Origin of the sequence: Pseudomonas mandelii (assembly GCF_900106065.1) — a bacterium.
Lineage (GTDB): Bacteria > Pseudomonadota > Gammaproteobacteria > Pseudomonadales > Pseudomonadaceae > Aquipseudomonas > Aquipseudomonas mandelii.
In genome coordinates, this window is sequence record NZ_LT629796.1 from 5475854 (window position 1) to 5498629 (window position 22776).

Here is a 22776-nt window from a genome sequence, read left to right on the forward strand (position 1 = left end):
TTGGCGCCAATAAAAAATTAAATACTGTTATCAGTGATGGCACTTTGGCATAATGCCGGCCGCCGACGTCCCGCACGTCGATTATCGATTTGATTTCCCCTCGCTTTTTCGCCGCTGCAACCCGCAGCGGTTGGCTATTGCCGTGCCGGGATAAACCGTTTTTCAGAAGGAATGCACAGTGAGAATGATCTCTCGGATGTTGGTATCGGCGGCAGCGATTGCCCTTTTGGGCAGCATGGCCGGTTGCGCCACGGAAAGCTCGCGCGCCTTGCCAGTCGCAAAAGTCGAAAGCGCCAGCGTGGCGTATGCCGGTGTTCGTGTGCCCATGGCGGTCGGCAAGTTCGACAACCGTTCAAGCTACATGCGCGGCATCTTCTCCGACGGCGTGGATCGCCTCGGCGGTCAGGCCAAGACCATCCTGATCACTCACTTGCAGCAAACCAACCGCTTCAGCGTGCTGGACCGCGACAACATGGGCGAGATCCAGCAGGAAGCCGCGATCAAGGGCCAGTCCCAGCGCCTCAAGGGTGCTGACTTTGTGGTCACCGGTGATGTCACCGAGTTCGGCCGCAAAGAAACCGGCGACCACCAACTGTTCGGCATTCTCGGTCGCGCCAAGACCCAGGTGGCCTACGCCAAGGTCAACCTGAACATCGTCAATATCAGCACCTCCGAAGTGGTTTATTCGACTCAGGGCGCGGGCGAGTACGCCTTGTCCAACCGTGAAGTCATCGGCTTCGGCGGCACCGCTGCCTACGATTCGACCCTCAACGGCAAAGTGCTCGACCTGGCCATGCGCGAGGCGATCAATCGCCTGGTAGACGGGATGAACGCCGGGGCATGGAAACCGGGTAACTGATCAAGGTTGATGACAAGGAGCGGTAAAAGCATGTTCAAGACGTATGTGTCGTGGGCGCTGATGGCGTCGACATTGCTGGTCAGCGGCCTGTTGGCCGGTTGCGCCGGCCCGAAAACCCTTTACCAGTGGGAAAGCTACCAGCCGGAAGTTTACGAGTACTTCAAGGGTGAAGAACCCAAGGAAGCCCAGGCCGAAGCGCTGGAACGCGACCTGCAGAAGATCAAGTCCACCGGCAAGACGCCGCCGCCTGGCTACCACGCTCACCTGGGGCTGTTGTACCTGAGCATGGGCAAGGACGATCAGATGGTGCAGCAGTTCAGGACTGAGAAAACCCTGTTTCCCGAGTCGACGCCGTACATGGATTTTCTGCTTAAAAACGCCAAGACCGGAGACACCCAATGATCGCGCGTTCATTGAAACTGATGGCCGGGTTGCTGGCGCTGGCTGTGCTCGGTGGCTGCGTCAGCCCCAAGACCGTGGACTATTCGGCGTACAAGCAAGCCCGTCCGAAAACCATTCTGGTGCTGCCGCCGCTGAACAACTCGCCGGACGTCAAGGCGTCCTACAGCATGTTGTCGCAGGTCACGTACCCGTTGGCAGAAGCCGGTTACTACGTGCTGCCGATCACCCTGGTCGATGAGACATTCCGCCAGAATGGCCTGACCATACCGGCGGACATTCACCAGGCTCCGGCCAACAAGCTGCAGGAAATTTTCGGTGCCGATGCGGCGTTGTACATCACCGTGACGGACTACGGTACGCGCTACATGATCATCAGCAGCGAAACCGTGGTGACCGCCACCGCGAAACTGGTAGACCTCAAGAGCGGCACCACCCTGTGGACCGGCTCGGCCCGGGCTTCGAGCGAAGAGGGCGGCAACAACGGTGGCGGCGGCTTGGTTGGCATGCTGATTACGGCAGCGGTCAAGCAAGTGATCAACAGCGCCACCGACGCCGGTCACCCGATTGCCGGTGTGGCCAGTGCGCGCCTGCTGTCGGCCGGGCAACCGGCGGGCTTGCTGTACGGACCGCGTTCGCCGAAATACGGTACTGATTGAACCCGGTCTGTTTGAGATCGTTCCCACGCTCCGCGTGGGAATGCATCCCCGGACGCTCCGCGTCCGCTTTTGGGACGCAGAGCGGCCCTTGCTGCATTCCCACGCAGAGCGTAGGAACGATCAGTTAAGGGACGATCATTTGGTGACAGGCCAAAACCGCTCCCCACCCCCCGGCGCATCCGTCCACGCCTGCAACGACCGCGTCGGTAAATCGAAATAATCCCGGGTCCGCGCATAGCCATGCCCACCCATGCGCCCGATCGCATCCAGCCCCAGCTGATCGATGTACAAGGTTTTCGGGTCGATCAATTCGTCCCGCACATGCGCCATCAACACTTCCCCGAAGATAATTTCCCGCGACTGCCCGATGGACAGCGCCATCATCCGCCGACACTCCAACGCCACCGGCGCCTCGCCGATGCGCGGGCATTTGACCGTGGTGCCGGCAATCGCCGTCAGCCCCGCAGCCGTCAACTCATCGAAGCCGGGCGCGAAGGGCACCGCGCACACATTCATCGCCTCCACCAGCGCATCGCTGACGATGTTGACGGTGAATTCCTGATTGAGCTGGATGTTGCGGGTGGTGTCCTTGGGGCTTTGGTCGCCGTAGTTTTCCACGCCCAGCGCCAGGATCGGCGGGTCGGCGGACAGCGCATTGAAGAAACTGAACGGCGCGGCATTGATCCGGCCTTCGCCATCAATCGTGGTGACCAGCGCAATCGGCCGAGGCACCACGCTGCCGATCAGAATCTTGTATTTGTCCCGCGCACTCAATGTGCTGAAGTCGAAGCTTTGCATAGGCAGACATCTCTAAATAAGGGGATCGATAGCGCTCAACGGCGCGTCTGCGCTGTAGTCATCGGCGAACGGAATGGCCGGTTTGAACAGGGTTTTCCAGTCCGGTCGGCCCATGGCCCGGTCGCTGTGGCTGCGCATCAGTTTTTCGAATTGTTGTTGGGCCTGGCGTTGCAGAGCGGGGTAATCGATGCCCTGAACCTGGCCGTCTTGCATCACGCAGCGGCCGTCGATGTAACTGGCGATGCAGTCGTCACCGCGCCCGGCCAGCACCAGGTTTTTCAGCGGGTCGAACAACGGCCCCAGGTGCAGGCCGCGAAGGCTGAACACCGTGATGTCGGCCTTGGCCCCGGTTGCCAGGCGACCGAGATCATCGCGGCCCAAGGCTTTCGCACCGCCGAGGGTGGCGGCGTTGTACATATCCAGCGTGGAGGTCAACGCATCGCCGCCCTCCATCAAACGGGCGATGTTCAACCCCTGGCGCATGTTTTCCAGCAGATCCGCCGGCCAGGTGTCAGTGCCCAAGGCGAAGTTGATGCCCTTGGCCCGATAGCGCCCAAACGAATTCAGTGCCTCACCATCGCGAGCAAACACCACCGGGCAATGCACCAGGCTTGCGCCGCCATCCACCACCCGTTGCAGATCGTCATCGCCCGAGGTGTAGATGCCGTGGGGCAGCAGGCTTCGCGGGGTCAGCAGGTCCAGTTGCTGCAACCAGTGCAGCGGCGACACACCACGCAGTTGCTCGACCATCGCCACCTCGCCGAGCCCCTGGCAGCAATGCAAACGCATCGGCGCGCTCAATTCGCGACTCAGCGCAGCGGTGCGTTGCAGCAGCGCCGGGGTGCAGGTCTGGATGCGATCCGGCAACAAGGCGCCGCGAATCAAGCCTTGGTGCGCATCTTCGAAATCATGGAAAAACCGAACCGCCGCATCGAGTCCGGCCATTCCCCGGGCTTCATCCCAGTGATGCCCGAGGGTGCCATCGGCCCGCCAATAACTCATGCCGCTCATGTAGCAGGGGCCGAGGTAAGTGCGCAGCCCCAGTTCGGCCGCCACGCCGGCCACCGCTGCAAATTCGTCGTAGGTCTCGGCCCACTCGCGGTAGTACATCGAGGTGATTGGCAGGGCCGTGGTGATGCCGTTGCGGATCAACTGCGTGAAGGCGTAGCGGTATTTGAAGACTTCTTCATCAGGGTCGAAACTCTCGCGCGGACCGGCCGCCAGATAGTCCTCAGACCACATCCGGCCCATGTCGCGTTCATCGCCGTTGTCCAGCGTCAGCACCGTGGAATCCAGATCCCCGAGTGCGTCCAGATCGATGAAACCCGGGCCGATCAACGCATTGCCATAGTCGATCCACTGATCGACCGGCCCGGTAAAACCACGCCCGACAAACACAATGCGCGAACCTTCGAACACCACTTCGCCGTCGCGCCACAGCACATGCTGCGTGCCGTCGAAGCCGACCACGCAACTGGCCTTCAGACCGATGCATTTCACAAGCGGCTTTCCAGCAGCCGACCACCTGATGCGATCAACTCACCGCCGCGATAAACCTGCCGCACGGGTCGAGAAACCACGGCTTCGCCCAAAGTCTGTACCGGCATCAGCAGGAAGTCCGCCGCTTGGCCGATCTCCAATCCATACCGTTCACAACCCAGCGCCCGGGCACCGTTCACCGTCGCCGCTTCGAACGCTGCGGCCAGTTCATCGTCCTTGTTCAAGTCAAAGCGCAAGGCCAGCAGCATTGCCCGTTCCAGCATGTCGCCGTTGCCCATCGGCGACCACGCATCGCGAATGCCGTCCGAACCCAGGCAGACATTCACGCCTGTTTCACGCAACGCAAGGAAAGGCGGCACCGCGCAATCGGCCGGCGCCGAACTCATCAGCGAAATGCTCAACGCCGCCAAGCGTTCGGCCAGCGGTTTGACCTGGCTCCACGGCAACATCCCCAGGCAGTAAGCGTGACTGATCATCACCCGACCTTGCCGCCCGAAGCGCTCGGTGTAATCGGCGATCAACGCGATTTGCCACAGGCCCAGTTCACCTTTGTCATGCAGGTGAATGTCGACGCCACGGTCGAATTCGCTGGCCAGCTTGAACACGAAGTCGAGTTGCGCGACCGGGTCGTTGTCGATACCGCACGGGTCGAGGCCGCCGACGTTTTCCACGCCCAGCGCCATGGCTTCGCGCATCAGTTCGGCGGTGCCGGGGCGGCTGATCAGGCCGGTTTGCGGAAACACCACCAGTTGCAGGTCGATCAGGTCGCGGTAGATGTCGCGCAGTTGTTGCATGGCCTCGACATGGCGCAGGCCGAATTCCGGGTCGATGTCGACGTGGCAACGCATCGTCAGCGAGCCACGGGCGATGCAGTTTTCCAGCAACGCGCCGGCACGATGGGCGATGGGCGCGTCAACTTCACGCAGGACGCGGCGCTCGTTGGCGATGTAGTCCTTGAGGGTCGGGCCGGCGCTGTTCGGGCGCCAGGGTTGGCCCCACAGGGTTTTGTCGAGGTGGACGTGACTTTCCACCAGGGCAGGGGTGAGGAGCTGGTGTTGGCCGTCGATGTCGGTGGCGGCCAGCGCGGTGTTGGAGGCCGGGCGGCGTTGTTTGAACAGGCCGTTTTCCAGCAGCAGGTCTTCGGCTGTGGCGCCGTAGGGGCGCACGTTGCGTAGCCAGCGGGGTTGAGTCATTGCATACACCTCAAATTTGATGGTGGATTGGCCGGCGTCTTCGCGGGCAAGCCTCGCTCCTGCAAGGTTGCGCATTCCCCTGTAGGAACAAGGCTTGCCCGCCAAGGCCGCACCTCGGTCTAAAGCCAGGCACTCAGCCCTTGAGCTTCGACCAAACCCGATCCTGCAGCTCCCGCGCCTTGTTGCTGCACTCTTTCTCCGGCCGCAAGCGCGAGGCAAATTCGTCGGGCATGTTGATGGCGTCCATGACTTTCCACTTGGCGTCGAGCAGCTTGTCGCTCTGGATGCCGTTGGCGTAGGCAATGGAATTGGACACGGCGGCGGCGTTTTCCGGTTTCATCATCCAGTCGATGAAAATCTTCGCGTTACCGGGGTGCGGTGCGCTTTTCGGCACGGCGAAGTTGTCCTGGAACATCGCCAGGCCTTCGCGCGGATACACGTATTTGATGGTGCTCTTCTGCAAGGTGGCGCGTGCGGTCGAGCCGTTCCAGTTCTGCATCATGATCACTTCACCGGAGGCCATGCGGTCGACGGTGTTGTCCGAGCTGTACATCTTCAGGAACGGTTTCTGTTTTTGCAGCAGTTCGAGGATGCGCTTGGCGTCCTGCGGGTTTTCGCTGCATTCGTCGACGTTCAGGTAATGGCTGGCGGCGTTGATCACGCTGCTGGAAGTGTCGAGGGCGGCGAGTTGCCCTTGCAGTTCCTTGCGCGGTTCGAAGAACTCTTTCCACGAATCGTCGAGCTTGCCGCCGGGCACGCGCGCGCTGTCATAGGAGAACCCGGTGGTGCCCCACAAATACGGTGCGGAGAACTTGCGGCCGGGGTCGAATACCGGATCGCGGAATGCGGGTTTCACGTATTGAAAGTTGGGCAGGGTGGAGGCGTCGATTTCCAGCAGCAGGTTCTGGTTGATCAAGGTGCGCATGATCGACTGCGACGGCACGATCACGTCATACGCCGCGCCACCGGCCTGCAACTTGGCCAGCAAGGTTTCGTTGCTGTCGTAGCCGTCCATGGTGACCTTGATTCCGGTCTCCTTTTCGAACTTGGCCAGCAGGTCGACCGGGTAATAATCGGTCCAGTTGTAGAAAAACAGTTCCTTGGGTTCGGCGGCGTGCGCGCCGAACGCAGTGAGTGCAGTGAAGCAGCTTAGGGCCAGACCGGCGACAGCGGGACGCATGCTTTTTGTTTTCATTCGAGAACGCTCCAGGCTCATTGTTGTTTACCGCGCTGTCCCAGCCAGAAGGCCAGCACCACCAGCACGATGGAAATCAACAGCATCAGGGTCGAGATCGCATTGATCTCCGGTGTTACGCCGGCCTTGATTGCCGAGAAGATGTACACCGGCAAGGTGGTCGAACCCGGGCCGGCGACGAAGAAGGTCATGATGAAATCGTCGAGGCTGACCACGAACGCCAGCACCGAACCGGACAGCACTGCCGGCCACAACAGCGGAAGCGTCACCCGGCGGAACACCTGCCACGGGTTGGCGTACAAGTCGTTCGCCGCCTCCAGCAGGCTCTTGTCCAGATCATTCAGGCGTGCGCGGATCGGCAGGTACGCGAAGGGAATGCAGAAGCCGATGTGCGCGACGATCACCGTCAGCAAACCGAGCTTGATTCCCAGCGCCATGAACAGCAGCAGCGTGGCCACGGCGGTGACGATTTCCGGCAGGATCAGCGGCAGGTTGATCCCGCCCTCGACCATCTTCTGTCCATAGAACGGCCGGTACGTCGCCAATGCCGCGAGCAGCGCAATCGCCGTGGCGCAGACCGTGGCGATGCTGGCGACGATGATCGAATTCAATGCCGCCGTCTGGATCGACGGGTTGGCCAGAATCCGTCCGTACCAGGCGAACGAAAACTCGGTCCACACCGTCGCCGAGCGGTTGGCGTTGAAGCTGTAGGCGATCAGGACGAAGATCGGCACGTACAGATAGGCCAGGATCAGCAGGCTGACTTCGCGGGTCAGTGGCAGTTTTTTCAGGTGCAGGGCGATCATGCGGTGGCTCCCCGACGTAGTGTTTTGGCAGCGCTGCGGCTATAGAGCGCGTAACCCACCAGCGACAGCAGCAGAATCCCCAGCAACAGGAACGACAGCGAACTGCCCAGCGGCCAGTTGCGCGCGGTGCCGAACTGCTGCTGGATCAGGTTGCCGATCATCAGCGTCTTGCCACCGCCGAGAATCGCCGGGGTGATGAAGGCCCCCAGGCTTGGCACAAACACCAGCAGGGCACCGGCAATCACCCCCGGCATCGACAGCGGCAGGATGATCCGCTTCAGCGCATGCCAGCGATTGGCACCGAGGTCGTAGGCGGCTTCCACCAGGCGCCAGTCGAGTTTTTCCAGGGTCGAATAGATCGGCAAAATCATGAACGGCAAGAAGCTGTAGACCAGCCCGACACAGACGGCGAAGTCGTTGTAGAGCAGGGTGATGCCGCCGGCCTGGGGGAACAGCGCGTTGAGGCTTTGCGCGACCCAGCCGTGCTCGCGCAGGATGATCAGCCAGGCGTAGTTGCGGATCAGCAGGTTGGTCCAGAACGGGATGGTAATCAGCAAGACCATGAGGTTGCGCCGACGCGGCGTGAGGCTCGACATCCACAACGCCACCGGAAAGCCGAACAGGAAACACAGCACGGTGGTGCCACCCGCCTGGAACACCGAGCGCAACAACGCCTGGGCGTAGACCCAGTTCAGTTCCAGTTCACCGTCGAATCCTTCCTGGAAAAACAGCTGCACGTAGCTTTGCAATTGCCAGTCGGCCTGCCAGTCGACGCCGCCATACACATTGCGCGGCAACAGGCTGATGTAGCCCATGATCCCCAGCGGAATCGCGATCAGCGCCAGCAAGGTCAGAATTACCGGGCTCAGTAGCAGGGCGCGGTTGAGGGCGGGAGAAGTGCTGCTGACGCTCATCTCAGGCCTCCATCAACAGGCAGGCGTGGGGCGGCAGATTGACCGCCACGCGATCACCGACCACCCGGCCACGGTTCAGGCCTTCGTTGTTTTCGCGCAGCATGACCTTGATGTCGTTGTTCAAGCGGCACTGATAAAGCGTCGCGGTGCCGACATACAACACCGCTTCGATTACGCCGCGCAGGTGATGCGGTTGCGCCGGATCGACCAGTTGCGAACGTTCCGGGCGGAAGGCCAATTGCACCTTGGCGCCGTCGAAGCCTTGAGCCGGGCAAGGAATTTCCACCGGCATGCCGCTCGGCACGAAGAGTTTTTCGTTCTGCTGGCCGCGCTTGAGGTGGCCGGGGAGGAAGTTGATGTCGCCGATGAACTGGGCGACGAATTGATGTTGCGGGCGTTCGTAAATGTCGTTGGGCGTGCCGATCTGCAGGATCTTGCCGGCGGACATCACGGCAATGCGATCAGACAGCGTTAGGGCTTCTTCCTGATCGTGAGTCACGAAAATGAAGGTGATGCCGGCTTCCTTCTGTACGCGCTTGAGTTCGACCTGCATTTCCTTGCGCAGCTTGAGGTCCAGCGCCGACAGCGGCTCATCCAGCAACAGTACTTTGGGTTTCGGCGCCAGGGCCCGGGCCAGGGCTACGCGTTGTTGTTGACCGCCCGACAATTCGGCCGGTTTGCGCTTGGCCAGGTGTTGCATTTGCACCAGCGCCAGCATCTCATCGACACGCTGGGCAATTTGCTTGTGATCAAGACCCTGCATCTCGAGGCCGAAGGCGATATTCTGCGCGACACTCATGTGCGGAAACAGCGCGTAGCTCTGAAAGACGGTGTTGACCCGACGCTTGAACGGCGGCAAATCGTTGACCGGTTCGCCCGCCAGACGGATCTCGCCGTCGCTGACATGTTCGAAGCCAGCGATGGTGCGCAGGAGGGTGGTTTTGCCGCAGCCGGAAGGGCCGAGCAGGGTGAAGAATTCGTTGTCGGCAATGTCGACTGATACGTTGTCGAGGGCTGGAGCCAGTCCCGGATCGTCGGAATACCGTTTAGAGACGTTACGCACTTCGATAGCTATTGGTTGACCCATAATGGTGCAATCCTCTAATTATTGTATGCAATATCTGGATGCAATCTACAAATAACCGGATTAATCTGCCCGTGCAACCCCCTTTTTCAAAGGCTGCTCATCGCCTGGGGCCGGTTGTTTAGCGCTAAAGGAGGGTTGAAATGACCGATAAGAAACTCGAAACCACGGTCGACCGCGTCTACCAAGGGGTTTACGAGGCGATCAGCAAACGTTCGTTGCGCCCCGGCATGAAGCTCGGTGAGGCTTCGCTGGCCGAACTTTTTAATGTCAGCCGCACGTCGGTTCGTGCCGCGCTCAAGCAATTGGAAGCGGATGGGCTGGTCACCACCGAGCCCAATAAGGGGGCATCGGTGTCGTTGCCCAGCGACGAAGAGATCCGTTCGCTGTTCGAAACCCGGCGGTTGATCGAGATCGGCATCGTCAGCGAACTCTGCCGTCGTCGGGACACCGCGGTGACCCAGGACTTGCGCGATCATTTGTTGCTGGAAGATGAAGCGCACCGCAGCGGCGACCACGAACGGCTGATTCATCTGCTCGGCGAGTTCCACATCAAACTCGCGCGAAGCCTGAACAACCCGGTGCTGCTGGACTGGTTCCAGAAGCTGATTTCCCGTGCCTCGCTGTACGCCGCCGCCCTCGATGACGACAGCCACGAGGCGTGCCGCGATGATGAACACCTTCGGCTGATCGAATACATCGAGGCCGGCAATCAAAGCGCGGCCATTGAGCTGACCTGCATGCATTTGAATGGTATCGAGAAGGCGATCCTCGACGTTGCCGCCACACTGAAAACCGGCTACCACCCGCTCAAGCACCTGATTGAGGTCTAGCGTTCGCCACAAGAGCCCGCACGGTTTGAATCGGCTAACCTCATATGAAACCATTGGCGTCGGCGATGCTCGAAACAAACGGGCACGTGCCGTCCTCGCACTGCGATCCCGCATTTCAGTCACTCACAGGGACAAAGAGCCAGTCGATGCAGTTTCTATCTGATAGCCACGGGTGTGCCGGCTGGAACGGTGAAATGGCCGGGCGCATCCGCGCGTTCGACTGGAGCCAGACCGAGCTTGGAAACATCGACACCTGGCCCGCCAGTCTGTGCAGCACGGTGCGGCTGATGCTCGCGTCGCCACTGCCGATGGTGATGCTCTGGGGGCGCGAGGGCTACATGATCTATAACGATGCCTACTCGACGTTTGCCGGTGGCCGCCATCCGTATCTGCTGGGCTCGCCGGTCGAGTTGGGTTGGCCGGAAGTGGCCGAGTTCAATCGACATGTGGTGGATACCTGCCTGGCCGGCGGCACCTTGTCCTATCGTAATAAACTGCTGGAATTGCTACGCGACGGGGTCCCCGAAGACGTCTGGCTGGACCTCTATTACAGCCCTGTCGCCGATGATGAAGGGCGCCCCGCCGGGGTCATGGCGATGGTCGTTGAAACCACTGAATATGTGATCTCCGAACGCCGGCGCCAGGAAGCCGAAGACGCCTATCGCGCCGACAACGAACGGGTGCGCCTGGCGCTCAATGCCGGGGCATTGCTCGGCTCGTTCGTCTGGGACATCAAGGGCAACGTGCTGTCCGGTGACGAGCGCTTCGCCCGGACGTTCTCCTACCCGACCGAGCAGAACCTGGCCGACCTGCCCGCCGACATTGCTGAAGCCAAGATTCATCCCGACGACCGCAGCTGGGTCCAGGAACGGGTCAGTCAGTCAGTGGCGACCGGCGAGCCCTTCAACGCCGAGTACCGGGTCTTGCGCCCCGACGGCAGTTATTTGTGGGTGCAGGCGAGCGGCTGCTGCGAGTTCAACGAACAGGGCGAGCCGTTCCGTTTCCCCGGCGTGTTGATTGACATTCATGAACGCAAGATTGCTGAAGAATCTCTGCTCAAATTCACCCGCAACCTGGAGCAGCGCGTGGCCGACGAAGTCGATGCGCGGCTGGCGGCTGAAGAGCAACTGCGCCAGTCGCAGAAGCTCGAAGCCATCGGCGGCCTCACCGGCGGCGTGGCCCACGACTTCAATAACCTGTTGCAGGTGATCGCCGGCAACCTGCACCTGCTGGCGCGGCATGAGCCGGACAACGCCAACGTGCAGCGCCGGGTCAGTGCGTCGATTGCGGCCGTCGAGCGCGGCGCCAAACTGTCTTCGCAATTGCTCGCGTTTGCCCGTCGGCAACCTTTGTCGCCGGCGGTGTGCGACCCACAACTGATATTCGAAGGGCTGGGTGAGCTGTTGCAACGAGCGCTGGGGGAAACCATCCAGATTGATGTGCAGGTGCCGCAAGAACCTTGGTACATCAACGTCGATCGCAACCAGTTGGAAAATGCCATTCTCAACCTGGCGATCAATGCCCGTGACGCCATGCAGGGCGAAGGGACCATTGAGCTGAGCGCCGGGAATGTGGCGCTCGATCGTAAATTCTGTGCCGGTAAGGGCATCGCGGCGGGCGATTATGTGCGTGTCGCGGTGGCCGACAGCGGCGCCGGTATGTCTCCCGAAGTGCTCGGGCAGGCGTTCGAGCCGTTTTTCACCACCAAGGCCGACGGTCAGGGCACGGGGTTGGGACTGAGCATGGTGTTCGGTTTCGTCAAACAGAGCGGCGGGCACATCGAGATCTCCAGCATCGTCGGGCAGGGCACTCGGGTGCAGCTTTACTTCCCGCGCAGCTTGCGTGCGTTGCCCAGTGAAACAACATTACGTAATTCACCCCGGCAGGGCGGGCACGAAACCATCCTGGTGGTGGAGGACAACGAAGCGGTGCGCAGCTCGGCGGTGGAATTGCTGAGCGAAGAGGGCTATCAGGTCCTCACCGCGGCCAACGGCGACCAGGCGATGCAGATGTTGCTGGAGGGCGTGCGGGTGAATCTGATTTTCACCGATGTTGTCATGCCCGGCCTGATCAAAAGCTCGGACCTGGCAGCCTGGGCCAAGGTGCAGAATCCCCCGGTGGCGGTGCTGTTTACCTCCGGCCACACCCGGGACATCATCTCGCGCAATCACCAGCTCAGCCCGGATACCCATCTGCTGAGCAAACCTTATGGGCCCGAAGCCCTGACACACATGATCCACACCGTCCTCAGTGGCTGACCACGCACACAATATGGGTGGTTGAATGATCGTTCCCTCGCTCTGCGCGGGAATGATCAGGTGGGAGCACGCTCGCTCCCTAGGATTTTGTGTTTTTTCTGCTATCCAATAAGGGCTCACGATGACTTCAACGCGTACCTCCAATCCTCCTTCCGGCATGGTCAGGGTACGCGGTGCCCGGGAACACAACCTCAAGAACATTGACGTCGACATTCCACGGGATGCCCTGGTGGTGTTCACCGGCGTCTCGGGGTCGGGCAAGTCGTCGCTGGCGTTTTCCACGCTGTACGCTGAAGCGCAGCGCCGCTATTTCGAATCCGTGGCGCCCTACGCGCGGCGGCTGATCGATCAGGTCGGTGTGCCGGACGTGGATTCCATCGAAGGCCTGCCCCCGGCCGTGGCCCTGCAACAGCAGCGCGGCACGCCGAGTACGCGGTCTTCGGTGGGCAGCGTGACGACGCTGTCGAGCCTGATCCGCATGCTGTACTCCCGGGCCGGGAGTTATCCGCCGGGGCAGCCGATGCTGTATGCCGAGGACTTCTCGCCCAACACGCCTCAAGGCGCCTGCGCCGAATGTCATGGCCTGGGCCGGGTGTATGAAGTCACCGAAGCCTTGATGGTCCCGGACCCGAGCCTGACCATCCGCCAACGGGCGGTGGCGTCCTGGCCCACGGCGTGGCAAGGGCAGAACCTGCGCGACATCCTGGTGACGATGGGCTACGACGTCGACAAACCCTGGCGCGATCTGCCGAAAAAGCAGCGTGACTGGATCCTCTTCACCGAGGAAACACCGACTGTTCCGGTGTATGCCGGGCTCACCCCGGAAGAAACCAAAGTGGCGCTCAAACGCAAAATGGAGCCCAGCTACCAGGGCACCTTCACCGGCGCCCGACGCTACATCCTGCACACGTTCAGCCACTCGCAAAGTGCGTTGATGAAGAAGCGCGTCGCGCAATTCATGCTCGGCAGTCCTTGCCCGTTGTGCGACGGTAAACGGCTCAAGCGCGAGGCGTTGTCGGTGACCTTTGCCGGCTATGACATCGGCGAGCTGTCGCAGATGCCGTTGCTGCAAGTGGCCGAGGTGCTGAAACCGGTGGCGGCCCACAGCTACCTTGAACAGGCCGATGAGGCGGGCGAGGTGTTGACTCACCGTCAGACCCGCGAGGCCCGTGAACAGCGCGTGGCCCACGGCGCCAGCGGCCATGCCAACGCGCCGGATGTGCGGCATACGCCTAACTTGTCGGTGGAGAAACGCCTGGCCGCGCAACGCATCGCCCAGGATTTACTGGAACGGGTCAGCACGTTGACCGATCTGGGTCTTGGTTATCTGGCGCTGGAGCGCAGCACGCCGACACTGTCGTCCGGCGAGTTGCAACGGCTGCGCCTGGCCACGCAATTGGGTTCGCAGTTGTTCGGCGTGATCTACGTGCTGGATGAACCGTCGGCCGGTCTGCATCCGGCCGATGGGGAAGCGCTGTTCGAAGCGCTGCAACGCTTGAAGGCGGCTGGCAATACGTTGTTTGTGGTTGAACACGACCTGGAAACCATGCGCCGTGCGGACTGGCTGATCGATGTCGGCCCGGCGGCGGGTGAGCATGGCGGTCGGATCCTCTACAGCGGACCGCCACAGGGGCTGACCGAAATCAAAGATTCCCAGACCCGCGCCTACTTGTTCGCCGAGCAAGTCACCGAAGCCAGAACCAGCCGCAAGCCGACCGATTGGCTGCGCCTGGAAGGCATCACGCGCAATAACCTGAACGACCTCGGCGTCGAGTTTCCCTTGGGGTGTTTTACCTCGGTGACCGGCGTTTCCGGTTCCGGCAAATCGAGCCTGGTCAGTCAGGCCTTGCTCGAGTTGGTGGGTGCGCATCTGGGGCGCGCGACCAGCGCCAGCGAACCTGAAGAGTTGAGCCTTGAGGACGATGCGCCACAAATCAGCGGCGGTCAGGTCACGGCGGGGCTGGAATCGATCAAGCGCCTGGTGCAGGTCGATCAGAAACCCATCGGCCGCACGCCGCGCTCGAACCTGGCGACCTACACCGGGCTGTTCGACAACGTGCGCAAACTGTACGCCGCCACCCCCCAGGCGCAGGCCGAGGGCTACGACGCCGGGCAGTTCTCGTTCAACGTCGCCAAAGGCCGTTGCCCGACGTGCGAAGGCGAGGGGTTTGTCAGCGTTGAGTTGCTGTTCATGCCCAGCGTCTATGCACCGTGTCCGACGTGCCATGGCGCTCGCTACAACCCCGAGACGCTCGCGATCGTCTGGCAAGGTCTGAACATTGCTCAGGTCTTGCAATTGACCGTGGACGAAGCGGTCGAGGTGTTCGCCGAGCAACCGGGCATTCGCCGTTCGCTGGAAGTGCTACGCGACATCGGCCTGGGCTATCTGCGCCTCGGCCAGCCAGCCACGGAACTCTCGGGTGGCGAAGCCCAGCGCATCAAACTGGCCACCGAGCTGCAACGCAACCAGCGCGGGGCGACGTTGTATGTGCTCGACGAGCCCACCACCGGCTTGCATCCAAGGGACGTTGACCGGCTGCTCGAACAGTTGAATACGCTGGTCGCGGCGGGGCACACGGTGATTGTGGTGGAGCATGAAATGCGCGTGGTGGCGCAGAGTGACTGGGTGATTGATATCGGGCCGGGGGCGGGGGATCAGGGCGGCAAGATTGTCGTTGCCGGCACGCCGCAGAAAGTCGCCAAGAGCAAGAAGAGCAGGACTGCGCCGTTCCTGGCCCGGGTCCTATGATCGTTCCCACGCGTGGGAACGATCAAAATACGGTTATCGTTCTTCGCGGGTAAGCCTCGCTCCTACAGGATCGATGTCAGGCGCAGTCGAGCGAGCGTCGGACTTTGTCCAACAGCTCATTGATCTGAAACGGCTTGATCAGCATCTCCATGCCATCGCCGAGGAATACCTGGCGATTGATCGCGTTCTCCGCGTAGCCGGTCATGAACAGGATCGGCAAGCCTTCACGCCATCCTCGGGCGACATCGGCCAGTTCCCGGCCGTTCATGCGCGGCAGTCCCACATCCGTCAGCATCAGATCAATCGAGGGGTCGTTCTGCAGGCGCTCAAGGGCGCCTTCGATATCGCCCACCTGCGTGCAGCGATACCCGGCATCCACTAACACTTCGGCAACGAACATGCGCACCGACGGCATGTCTTCGACAATCAGTACATGCTCGCCCGCGCCCTGTTGATCGACGGTCGCCGGTTCCGCTTCCGTGGTGGTCGGGTCGGCGCTGGCGGGCAACATGATCGTGACTTCGGTGCCGCGACGGGCCACGCTGCGGATGTGCGCATCGCCCCCCGATTGCCGGGCGAACCCGTAAATGCTCGACAACCCCAACCCGGTGCCCTGGCCCAGTGGCTTGGTGGTAAAAAACGGGTCGAACACCTTGTCGATCACACTGTGTTCGATGCCCGTCCCGTCATCGCGCACTGAAAGCGCGACATACGCTCCGTCCGCCAGTTTCAGGTCGCCGTGGGAATACGCCGCATAGGTGCTGACCCAGATATTTCCGCCTTGGGGAAGGGCGTCGCGGGCGTTGATCACCAGGTTGAGCACGGCGCTTTCCAGCTGGATCGGGTCGACCAGGGCAATCGCGGCCTTGGAGGTCAATTCGAGTTTCAGCGCAATGTGTTCGCCGATGGTGCGCACCAGCAATTCTTCGAGGGAACGGATGTGTTCGTTGATGTCCACCGGACGCGTATTGAGCGGTTGCTGGCGCGCGAACGCCAACAAGCGATGGGTCAGCGAGGCGGCGCTCATGGCCGAGTTCAGCGCCGCTTCGGCATAGAACTGGACCTTGTCGGTACGCGAATCGGCCACCCGTTTCTGGATCAGTTCCAGGCTGGTGATGATGCCGGTCAGCAGGTTGTTGAAGTCATGGGCGATGCCGCCCGTCAGCTTGCCCAGCGCGTCCATTTTCTGCACTTGCAGCAACTGGCTCTCGGTGCGCACGCGTGCGGCGATCTCGTGTTCCAGTTGCGAGGTGGCATCGTCGAGACGGGCCAGGTGCGAGCGCTCGCGATGGCGATGCTCGGTGACATCTTCGACGAATACCAGGCTCAGTTCAGGGGTGCGATACGGCGAAATCTGCCACTCGGTTTCCCGCAGCTCCCCGTCGATGCGCATATTCAGCGTGCCTTTCCAGCGTTCACCCGCCGTCAGGCGCACCCGCAATTCATCGAGGATCGACTCCTGTTGCTCGGCGAAGCATTCACGCAAGCTCTGTGGATCGCGATTGTCCTGAATCAGTCGGGCGAAGGCGTGATTGCATTCGTGGACTTTGAATTGCGCGTCGAGCACCGCGATGGGGGCCGAGACGTTGACGAAAATCTCCCGAAAACGCGCCTCGCTTTCTCGCAGGGCGTTTTCCGTTTCACGCACCCGCAGCAGGGTGCGCAGGGTGGCCAGCAATACGTCCGGGTCCACGGGGTGGATCAGGTAGGCATCGGCCCCGGCGTCCAGGCCAGTGATGATGTCGCCGGTCTGGATCGACGCCGCCGACACGTGAATCACCGGCAACAGCGCCGTGGCCGGCTCCGAACGCAGCTTGCGCACGATATCGAAGCCACTCATGTCCGGCAGGTTGACATCCAGGATCAGCGCGTCGATCAATTCGCTGTCGATCAGCGCCAGGCCGTCGCCGCCGGTCCCGGCTTCGAGCACGAGGTAACCGTGGCGTTCCAGGCGTCGACGCAGGGCATAGCGGGTGGCGACGTTGTCATCGACGATCAACAGGCGGATGTCACGTTTCATCGGCGGGCTCCATGGCGATGGCCAGCGGGATGATCACGAAAAAGGTCGAGCCGACCCCGGGCGTGCTTTCTACCCCGACGTCGCCTCCCAGCAGCGCGGCGAAGCGTTTGCACAAAGACAAGCCCAGACCAGTACCGCGCAAGCGTTTCTGCAAGGGCGAATCGACTTGGGAAAAGTCCTCGAACAATGCGCCATGTAGCTCGGTAGCGATACCTATTCCTGTATCCGTGACGGCAAAGCGCACGTGGCTGGAGCCTTCGAGCGAGGCCGAGACGCGTACTTCACCGCGTGTGGTGAATTTCAGCGAGTTGGAAATAAAGTTGCGCAGGATCTGCGCGAGCTTCTTGTCATCGGTGTACAGGCGCGGCAGGCCAACCGGTTCTTCAAAGATCAGGTCCACGGCGGATGCATTGACGATCGGGCGAAACATGCCGCGCAGGGCGGCAAACAGGTCGAACATGTCGAACCAGGCGGGCGAGATGGTGATGCGCCCGGCCTCGATTTTCGCCAGGTCGAGCAAGTCGTCGACCATGTCGCTCAGTTCCCGCGCGGCCGTGCTGACGAATGCGACCTGCTTGTGCTGCTCGGGGCTGAGCGGGCCGTCGAGTTCATCGGTCAGCAGGCTGGCGATGCTCAGGATCGAGCCCAGGGGCGTGCGAAACTCGTGACTCATGTAGGACAGGAAGCGGCTCTTGAGGTCCGACGCCTGACGCAGTTCTTCGGCCTGGTTGTCGAGTTCGGCGTAGAGCGCGAGCACGCCCTGATTGGTTTCGTCGAGCTCTTCGCGCAGCGCCGTGGCTTCACTTTGCAAGCGCTCGATCAATGCCGATTGTTCTTCGATCGGCAGCAGGGGCGATTCAGCCATGGGCAGCCTCCAGTGCAACGACCAGTACCGTTACATCGTCCCGGCCGCGACAGAAGTCGCGATGCAGGACCGCGGCGATCACGGCGGGATGGCGATACACCAGGCCGGGGTAATCGTGGAGGTTCCAACGGGATTGCAGGCCGTCGCTGTACATGATCAATAGATGTCCGTTCACATGAGCGTAGTCAAAGGGTTGGGCTTTGCGGTATTGCCCGCCGACGATTCCCGGATGGGACGCCAGGCCACGGGACTTGTCCGCACTGATCAGGCTGCCGCCGATATTGCCGATACCGGTGAATCTCAGCGTACCGAGATGACCGTCGAACTGCGCAATCGCCAGCGCACCGCCGCGGGTGCCTGTCATGGCCTGGTGAATGTCTTCGAGCAGGTACACCGGCGAGGCAAAAGGGGCCAGGGCGAAAGCTTTTTCACCGGCGCGGGCGGCGCGTTCGGCTTCTTCGCCATGACCCAGGCCGTCGATCACCAACGCGCTGAGGTTCGCCCCGTCAAACGCCAGGTGCCAGACATCGCCGCACGCCGGGTCGTTGTGCAGCGAGTGCTGGCTGATGCCGATGCGCAAGTCGGCGGCCTTGCTGGCGCGTGGATATAACCGGGCCAATAACACGGTGCCGCGCGAGTCGGTATGAACATCGAAGACTTCCGCCTGGCGCGACACTGCCCCCAAGCCGATACCCTGCGTACCGCCCGTGGAAAACCCGTCCGTCATGCACGCCTGCAGGTCAAAGCCTTGGGCACGGTCCACTGCGAGTATCTCTATGCCGTTGGCGCTGCTGCCCGGCAGGATGCGCAGGTGCAATTCGCCACGGCCCGCATGCTTGAGCACGTTGCTGGCCAATTCAGTGGCCACCAGCGCCACGCGTCCGGCATCCGTCGCGTCGAAACCGTTGTCTTCGGCGAGCTTCTGCGCCGTGCGCCGGGCATGGCCGATCTGGCTGCTGTCCTCGATCAACAGCACTTGGGTCAGCGACCCCCCGATGTTCATGTCCATCGGGTGATCGTGATGCGAGTGCCCTGTCCGGGTACGGTGTCCAGTTCGAACTCATCCACCAGCCGTTTCGCGCCTGTCAGGCCAAGGCCCAGGCCGCTGCCGGAAGTCCAGCCGTCGGTCATTGCCAGTTTGATGTCCGGGATGCCCGGGCCTTCATCTCGAAACGTCAGGCGCAGGCCGACCCGCGAGTTTTCGTCGAGGATCTGCCAGTCCATGTCGCCTCCGCCGCCATAGACCATGGTGTTGCGCGCCAGCTCGCTGACGGCGGTCACCAGTTTGGTCAGGTCGATCAGGCGCATGCCGCACTCGGTGGCCAGCTTGCGCGCCGTCTGCCGGGCCAGGACCACGTCCTGCTCGATTTGAATGGGCTGAGTGCCGCTGCTGCGCAGGGTCATTGCTCGCGTACTCGTTCCTGGAGCAGTTTCATCCCGCGCTCGACGTTCAGCGCGGTGCTGACGCCGGGCAAGGTCAGCCCGAGCTCTACCAGCGTGATCGCGACCGCAGGCTGCATGCCGACCAGCACGGTCTGGGCATCCATGATTTTCGACAGGCCGGAGATGGTGCCGATCATTCGACCGATGAACGAGTCGACCATGTCCAGCGCCGAGATGTCGATCAACACGCCGCGAGCGGAAGTCTTGCTGATGCGTTCAGAGAGATCGTCCTGGAGCATGAGGGCAAGCTGGTCATGCATGTCGACCTGAATGGTCACCAGCAGGAAGTCGCCCATCTGCAAAATCGGAATGCGCTCCATCGTCTTAAACCGTCTTGCTGACGGTGATTCCCAGACGGGTCAGGGCCAGTTTCAGGGCATCGGCCAGGTTGGCCTTGGTGACCACGCCTTGCAGGTCCAGCCCCAGGTGAACGATGGTCTGTGCGATCTGCGGACGCACGCCGCTGATGATGCAATCGGCGCCCATCAGGCGAATTGCAGTCACGGTTTTGAGCAGGTGCTGAGCCACCAGGGTGTCAACGGTCGGCACACCGGTGATGTCGATGATGGCGATTTCCGAGCCGGTATCGACGATCCGTTGCAGCAGCGATTCCATCACCACCTGGGTGCGTTGCGAGTCCAGGGTGCCGATCATCGGCAGGGCGAGGACGCCATCCCAGAGCTTGACCACCGGGGTGGAGAGTTCCAGCAGTTCTTCCTGCTGACGCTTGATCACTGCTTCGCGGGATTTCTGGAAGGTACGGATGGTGTGCATGCCCAGCGCGTCGAGCAGCTCGGACACTTGCCAGAGCTGTTCGGCCAGTACCCCAGGATTTTCTTTGTAGTGAGACTGCAGCAGGGAAAACAGCGGACCTTTCAGTGAAAAAATGAAACTGGCGGTCTGGTGCGAATCCTGGCCGAGCAGGGCGCGGCTGTGGGAGAGTTTTTCGAGGAACTGACGAGCCTCATCCCAACCCGGCGCGGCGATGTTGGGACCGTTGCCGTTTTCCAGGCCCGCGGTCACCAGTTGAAGAAAATCCGAGGTTTGCTGCTTGAGATCGTGGTCTTTGACATTACGATTGGCACCACCGGCTTCCAGGCTCTTGATCCATTCCCCAAGCAAATACGTGTGGTTGTTTTTCATCGCGTCGAGTGTGTTGATCTGCATTGCTGCCATGTCCTTGTGCTCCTGAAAGATGGCGGGCCGATTCCCCAAAAACGATCGACCCGAATCAGTGACATTTGCCGTCTGAAATAGTTGTTCGTCCCGACAAGAATTTTTCGTCCTGGCCGGCATTTGCCCGGTAACTCTAGTCGGCACTGCCGCAGACGGCGATTTTTTGACCTTGAGCCTGACGTTGCCTGTCCATTGGATTGAACCCCTGTCCCGGGGTGGCTTCGAACCTTTAAGCCCCCGGCTGTTTGAATCGTGGGCTGGCCGTTACGAGCGAGGTGTGTATGAAAGACGAATCGACACAACAACAGGATCAATCGGGGATGCCGGTCGACCGCAATGACCCGGCGATTGACCCGCAGAAGCCGGATGAGGGTGCGCCAGGCGGTCAGCGTCAGAGCCAATCCTCCGACTCAGAAAGCGCTGACGCAGCGGTGGATCAGAAGAACCGCCATACCGACAATGACAACGAGTTCAGCCCCGGCTTCAAACCGAATCCCGACCGGCCGAAACCCGGCGATGATACGGATGCCGACATCGATACCGATGGCGGCTAGCGCCGGCAGTATGCAGAAAGGCCGCATCCATCGATGCGGCCTTCTTTTTACCGGTTATTTGCTGGGGTGGGCGGCCTGGAGCTCTTTCGCCATCTCCAGGTGTTTTTCCAGTGCCGGCAGCATTTTTTGCGCGAAACCTTTCAAATCGGTGGCGCCTTTGACCTTGTCGTCCGTCACTGTGTTGGCCTGTTTTTCGAACAGCTTGATCGTGTCTTCGTGGGCCTTCACTTGGTTATTGGCGTAGGCCGCGTCGAAGGACTCGTCCCGCATCTCGAGGATTTTTTCCTTGGCCTGTTTGACCAGCGTCGTCTCGTCCGGGACCTCGATGTCATTCTTTTTCGCCAGGGCCGCCAGTTCATCGTTGGCCTTGGAATGATCGGTGATCATCATGTTGGCGAATTTCTTGATGTCGGCCGACGAGCTTTTTTCCAGCGCCAGTCGGCTGGTCTCGATTTCCGCAATGCCACCTGCGGCTGCGTTGTCGACAAAGTCATTGGAAGTGGCAGCAAAAGCTGTGCCCATGCTGGTGCTCAAGGCGACGGCCAGGGCGAGATGGCGCAGGGTGAATCCGTCCATTGGTCATTCTCCACACAGGTTCGGGTTAGCGATCGAGGTGATCGTTATTCAATGGAGGCAGGCGCTGCGCTAAAGGTTTTATCGGGTTTGCGCCAGGACGACGAACGGACACCGCTGGTCTGATAGGCGGTCGACAGAACCGGCCAACCGAGGCCATTCTGATAGTTGGCGAACGCAATCGATCGCGTTTGCTGCCGATCAACAAACGGAGGTGTTCCATGCCGGTGCCACACGACCTTTATCAGGACCTGAAACTTTCAAAGGAAGATATCCAGCAAAAACGCTCCAAGGATCCGTTACTGGATTCACTGATCAACAAGTATTCGCAAGCGGACGCCGAGGTAGTAAAGGCTGAAACCGCAAAATCGGATGCGCCCAGCGATGACGCACTGAAGAAGCTCAAGGAGACGCGCGTGCAGGTTAAGCAAAAGATCGTTGACCGGCTCCAATCGCCGTCCTGACACGCCTTGTCCACGCACCGACAACCGGTGACTGAAAAATTGGAACGGTGACCAAGACCGGCACCTCGAAAGATCAGAGTCCGACCTTTTCGACTCCTTGCGAGGTGCCTTATGAACGAGCCCAGATTTCCAAGCGAAGAGCAGGGCGGGTACGACCCGATTCCGACTCATCCCGAACCGCTAAGCCCCGGCCGCACGACGGTCAATCCCGAAGACGAGCCGGGCATCGACGAATTGCCGAACAACGAAGGCGTGCGCCCGCTGGATGAAGACGACTCCACCGCGATGGACCCTGAGCGGGTGCTTGAAGAGACGGACAATGCCGTGCGCGATAACGAGATAGATCCCCGCTAGCCAAAACCACCACATACCCCCTGTAGGAGCGAGCCTGCCAGTCAATATCACTATTGAATGGCAGACTGCCCGCGCGAGCA

General features: G+C 61.0%; 23 protein-coding genes. 9 read left to right on the forward strand and 14 right to left on the reverse strand.

Going from position 1 to position 22776, the window contains the following annotated elements; genetic code table 11:
• The first annotated feature begins 184 nt into the window (after nucleotides 1-184).
• From BLU63_RS25520 to BLU63_RS25530, 3 genes are read left to right on the forward strand one after another with little or no spacing between them, the layout of a single operon-like run.
• Nucleotides 185-859 carry a CsgG/HfaB family protein gene (locus tag BLU63_RS25520; RefSeq protein ID WP_162179691.1) on the forward strand — a complete coding sequence of 225 codons (675 nt, stop codon included), beginning with the start codon at nucleotides 185-187 and terminating at the stop codon, nucleotides 857-859.
• A 60-nt stretch (nucleotides 860-919) separates the two neighbouring features.
• On the forward strand, nucleotides 920-1261 hold the full coding sequence (locus BLU63_RS25525; RefSeq protein ID WP_370654478.1) for a DUF4810 domain-containing protein: 342 nt from the start codon (nucleotides 920-922) through the stop codon (nucleotides 1259-1261).
• On the forward strand, nucleotides 1258-1917 hold the full coding sequence (locus BLU63_RS25530) for a DUF799 domain-containing protein (RefSeq protein WP_083376560.1): 660 nt from the start codon (nucleotides 1258-1260) through the stop codon (nucleotides 1915-1917). Before BLU63_RS25525 ends, BLU63_RS25530 begins: the two co-directional genes overlap by 4 nt.
• Before the next feature lie 135 nt (nucleotides 1918-2052).
• Here BLU63_RS25530 and BLU63_RS25535 read toward each other — a convergent pair whose 3' ends face one another.
• The 7 genes from BLU63_RS25535 to BLU63_RS25565 form a co-directional block, all read right to left on the reverse strand.
• Complete coding sequence (locus BLU63_RS25535) at nucleotides 2053-2715, reverse strand: flavin reductase family protein (RefSeq protein ID WP_010460992.1); 663 nt, start codon at nucleotides 2713-2715, stop codon at nucleotides 2053-2055.
• A 12-nt stretch (nucleotides 2716-2727) separates the two neighbouring features.
• Entirely contained in the window at nucleotides 2728-4215 is a 1488-nt protein-coding gene (locus BLU63_RS25540) for an amidohydrolase family protein (protein WP_083376561.1), read from the reverse strand.
• Nucleotides 4212-5408, reverse strand: a complete 1197-nt coding sequence (locus tag BLU63_RS25545) for an amidohydrolase family protein (protein WP_083376562.1) — start codon at nucleotides 5406-5408, stop codon at nucleotides 4212-4214. Before BLU63_RS25545 ends, BLU63_RS25540 begins: the two co-directional genes overlap by 4 nt.
• Nucleotides 5409-5541: 133 nt before the next feature.
• Nucleotides 5542-6603 carry an extracellular solute-binding protein gene (locus BLU63_RS25550; protein WP_010460986.1) on the reverse strand — a complete coding sequence of 354 codons (1062 nt, stop codon included), beginning with the start codon at nucleotides 6601-6603 and terminating at the stop codon, nucleotides 5542-5544.
• A gap of 17 nt (nucleotides 6604-6620) precedes the next feature.
• The gene (locus tag BLU63_RS25555; RefSeq protein ID WP_010460984.1) at nucleotides 6621-7409 is read right to left on the reverse strand and encodes an ABC transporter permease; all 789 of its coding nucleotides are present in this window, start codon (nucleotides 7407-7409) and stop codon (nucleotides 6621-6623) included.
• Nucleotides 7406-8323 (reverse strand): ABC transporter permease, encoded by a 918-nt coding sequence (locus tag BLU63_RS25560; RefSeq protein WP_010460983.1) that lies wholly within the window; start codon nucleotides 8321-8323, stop codon nucleotides 7406-7408. Before BLU63_RS25560 ends, BLU63_RS25555 begins: the two co-directional genes overlap by 4 nt.
• 1 nt (nucleotide 8324) lies before the next feature.
• Nucleotides 8325-9410, reverse strand: a complete 1086-nt coding sequence (locus BLU63_RS25565) for an ABC transporter ATP-binding protein (RefSeq protein ID WP_077749685.1) — start codon at nucleotides 9408-9410, stop codon at nucleotides 8325-8327.
• Between the two features lie 140 nt (nucleotides 9411-9550).
• On the opposite strand from BLU63_RS25565, the gene BLU63_RS25570 reads away from it, so the two are divergent.
• The 3 genes from BLU63_RS25570 to uvrA all read left to right on the forward strand — a co-directional run bounded on the left by BLU63_RS25570 (nucleotide 9551) and on the right by uvrA (nucleotide 15247).
• The gene (locus tag BLU63_RS25570; protein WP_010460977.1) at nucleotides 9551-10240 is read left to right on the forward strand and encodes a GntR family transcriptional regulator; all 690 of its coding nucleotides are present in this window, start codon (nucleotides 9551-9553) and stop codon (nucleotides 10238-10240) included.
• 146 nt (nucleotides 10241-10386) lie between these two features.
• Entirely contained in the window at nucleotides 10387-12498 is a 2112-nt protein-coding gene (locus tag BLU63_RS25575) for a hybrid sensor histidine kinase/response regulator (RefSeq protein WP_083376563.1), read from the forward strand.
• Nucleotides 12499-12619: 121 nt separating this feature from the next.
• Nucleotides 12620-15247 carry an excinuclease ABC subunit UvrA gene (uvrA, locus tag BLU63_RS25580; protein ID WP_083376564.1) on the forward strand — a complete coding sequence of 876 codons (2628 nt, stop codon included), beginning with the start codon at nucleotides 12620-12622 and terminating at the stop codon, nucleotides 15245-15247.
• A 76-nt stretch (nucleotides 15248-15323) separates the two neighbouring features.
• On the opposite strand, the gene BLU63_RS25585 is transcribed toward uvrA, so the two are convergent.
• From BLU63_RS25585 to BLU63_RS25610, 6 genes are read right to left on the reverse strand one after another with little or no spacing between them, the layout of a single operon-like run.
• Nucleotides 15324-17267 carry a response regulator gene (locus BLU63_RS25585; RefSeq protein WP_083376565.1) on the reverse strand — a complete coding sequence of 648 codons (1944 nt, stop codon included), beginning with the start codon at nucleotides 17265-17267 and terminating at the stop codon, nucleotides 15324-15326.
• Nucleotides 17257-18132: a sensor histidine kinase gene (locus BLU63_RS25590; protein ID WP_010460969.1), complete on the reverse strand. Its 876-nt coding sequence runs from the start codon at nucleotides 18130-18132 to the stop codon at nucleotides 17257-17259. Before BLU63_RS25590 ends, BLU63_RS25585 begins: the two co-directional genes overlap by 11 nt.
• On the reverse strand, nucleotides 18125-19135 hold the full coding sequence (locus BLU63_RS25595; protein WP_083377301.1) for an ATP-binding protein: 1011 nt from the start codon (nucleotides 19133-19135) through the stop codon (nucleotides 18125-18127). The genes BLU63_RS25590 and BLU63_RS25595 overlap by 8 nt, the downstream gene beginning before the upstream one ends.
• Complete coding sequence (locus tag BLU63_RS25600) at nucleotides 19132-19536, reverse strand: anti-sigma regulatory factor (RefSeq protein ID WP_010460966.1); 405 nt, start codon at nucleotides 19534-19536, stop codon at nucleotides 19132-19134. The genes BLU63_RS25595 and BLU63_RS25600 overlap by 4 nt, the downstream gene beginning before the upstream one ends.
• Nucleotides 19533-19895: an STAS domain-containing protein gene (locus BLU63_RS25605; RefSeq protein ID WP_010460963.1), complete on the reverse strand. Its 363-nt coding sequence runs from the start codon at nucleotides 19893-19895 to the stop codon at nucleotides 19533-19535. The genes BLU63_RS25600 and BLU63_RS25605 overlap by 4 nt, the downstream gene beginning before the upstream one ends.
• A gap of 4 nt (nucleotides 19896-19899) precedes the next feature.
• The gene (locus BLU63_RS25610) at nucleotides 19900-20751 is read right to left on the reverse strand and encodes an STAS domain-containing protein (RefSeq protein WP_010460961.1); all 852 of its coding nucleotides are present in this window, start codon (nucleotides 20749-20751) and stop codon (nucleotides 19900-19902) included.
• A gap of 281 nt (nucleotides 20752-21032) precedes the next feature.
• On the opposite strand from BLU63_RS25610, the gene BLU63_RS25615 reads away from it, so the two are divergent.
• On the forward strand, nucleotides 21033-21305 hold the full coding sequence (locus BLU63_RS25615) for a hypothetical protein (RefSeq protein ID WP_083376566.1): 273 nt from the start codon (nucleotides 21033-21035) through the stop codon (nucleotides 21303-21305).
• 54 nt (nucleotides 21306-21359) lie between these two features.
• On the opposite strand, the gene BLU63_RS25620 is transcribed toward BLU63_RS25615, so the two are convergent.
• A complete protein-coding gene (locus BLU63_RS25620) occupies nucleotides 21360-21881 on the reverse strand; it encodes a DUF4142 domain-containing protein (RefSeq protein WP_010460957.1) in 522 nt (173 codons plus the stop codon).
• Between the two features lie 218 nt (nucleotides 21882-22099).
• Between BLU63_RS25620 and BLU63_RS25625 the strand changes: the two genes are divergently transcribed.
• Both BLU63_RS25625 and BLU63_RS25630 read left to right on the forward strand, forming a co-directional pair.
• Nucleotides 22100-22342, forward strand: a complete 243-nt coding sequence (locus BLU63_RS25625; protein ID WP_010460955.1) for a hypothetical protein — start codon at nucleotides 22100-22102, stop codon at nucleotides 22340-22342.
• Between the two features lie 111 nt (nucleotides 22343-22453).
• Entirely contained in the window at nucleotides 22454-22696 is a 243-nt protein-coding gene (locus tag BLU63_RS25630; protein ID WP_010460953.1) for a hypothetical protein, read from the forward strand.
• The last annotated feature ends 80 nt before the right edge of the window (nucleotides 22697-22776 follow it).

Excerpts from the sequence above, each read along its gene's own strand:
- BLU63_RS25520 (WP_162179691.1), top strand. The coding sequence starts at position 185 with ATGATCTCTCGGATGTTGGTATCGGCGGCAGCGATTGCCCTTTTGGGC.
- BLU63_RS25525 (WP_370654478.1), top strand. The coding sequence starts at position 920 with ATGGCGTCGACATTGCTGGTCAGCGGCCTGTTGGCCGGTTGCGCCGGC.
- BLU63_RS25530 (WP_083376560.1), top strand. The coding sequence starts at position 1,258 with ATGATCGCGCGTTCATTGAAACTGATGGCCGGGTTGCTGGCGCTGGCT.
- BLU63_RS25535 (WP_010460992.1), bottom strand. The coding sequence starts at position 2,715 with ATGCAAAGCTTCGACTTCAGCACATTGAGTGCGCGGGACAAATACAAG.
- BLU63_RS25545 (WP_083376562.1), bottom strand. The coding sequence starts at position 5,408 with ATGACTCAACCCCGCTGGCTACGCAACGTGCGCCCCTACGGCGCCACA.
- BLU63_RS25550 (WP_010460986.1), bottom strand. The coding sequence starts at position 6,603 with ATGAAAACAAAAAGCATGCGTCCCGCTGTCGCCGGTCTGGCCCTAAGC.
- BLU63_RS25555 (WP_010460984.1), bottom strand. The coding sequence starts at position 7,409 with ATGATCGCCCTGCACCTGAAAAAACTGCCACTGACCCGCGAAGTCAGC.
- BLU63_RS25560 (WP_010460983.1), bottom strand. The coding sequence starts at position 8,323 with ATGAGCGTCAGCAGCACTTCTCCCGCCCTCAACCGCGCCCTGCTACTG.
- BLU63_RS25565 (WP_077749685.1), bottom strand. The coding sequence starts at position 9,410 with ATGGGTCAACCAATAGCTATCGAAGTGCGTAACGTCTCTAAACGGTAT.
- BLU63_RS25570 (WP_010460977.1), top strand. The coding sequence starts at position 9,551 with ATGACCGATAAGAAACTCGAAACCACGGTCGACCGCGTCTACCAAGGG.
- BLU63_RS25575 (WP_083376563.1), top strand. The coding sequence starts at position 10,387 with ATGCAGTTTCTATCTGATAGCCACGGGTGTGCCGGCTGGAACGGTGAA.
- uvrA (WP_083376564.1), top strand. The coding sequence starts at position 12,620 with ATGACTTCAACGCGTACCTCCAATCCTCCTTCCGGCATGGTCAGGGTA.
- BLU63_RS25585 (WP_083376565.1), bottom strand. The coding sequence starts at position 17,267 with ATGAAACGTGACATCCGCCTGTTGATCGTCGATGACAACGTCGCCACC.
- BLU63_RS25590 (WP_010460969.1), bottom strand. The coding sequence starts at position 18,132 with ATGGCTGAATCGCCCCTGCTGCCGATCGAAGAACAATCGGCATTGATC.
- BLU63_RS25595 (WP_083377301.1), bottom strand. The coding sequence starts at position 19,135 with ATGAACATCGGGGGGTCGCTGACCCAAGTGCTGTTGATCGAGGACAGC.
- BLU63_RS25600 (WP_010460966.1), bottom strand. The coding sequence starts at position 19,536 with ATGACCCTGCGCAGCAGCGGCACTCAGCCCATTCAAATCGAGCAGGAC.
- BLU63_RS25605 (WP_010460963.1), bottom strand. The coding sequence starts at position 19,895 with ATGGAGCGCATTCCGATTTTGCAGATGGGCGACTTCCTGCTGGTGACC.
- BLU63_RS25610 (WP_010460961.1), bottom strand. The coding sequence starts at position 20,751 with ATGGCAGCAATGCAGATCAACACACTCGACGCGATGAAAAACAACCAC.
- BLU63_RS25615 (WP_083376566.1), top strand. The coding sequence starts at position 21,033 with ATGAAAGACGAATCGACACAACAACAGGATCAATCGGGGATGCCGGTC.
- BLU63_RS25620 (WP_010460957.1), bottom strand. The coding sequence starts at position 21,881 with ATGGACGGATTCACCCTGCGCCATCTCGCCCTGGCCGTCGCCTTGAGC.
- BLU63_RS25625 (WP_010460955.1), top strand. The coding sequence starts at position 22,100 with ATGCCGGTGCCACACGACCTTTATCAGGACCTGAAACTTTCAAAGGAA.
- BLU63_RS25630 (WP_010460953.1), top strand. The coding sequence starts at position 22,454 with ATGAACGAGCCCAGATTTCCAAGCGAAGAGCAGGGCGGGTACGACCCG.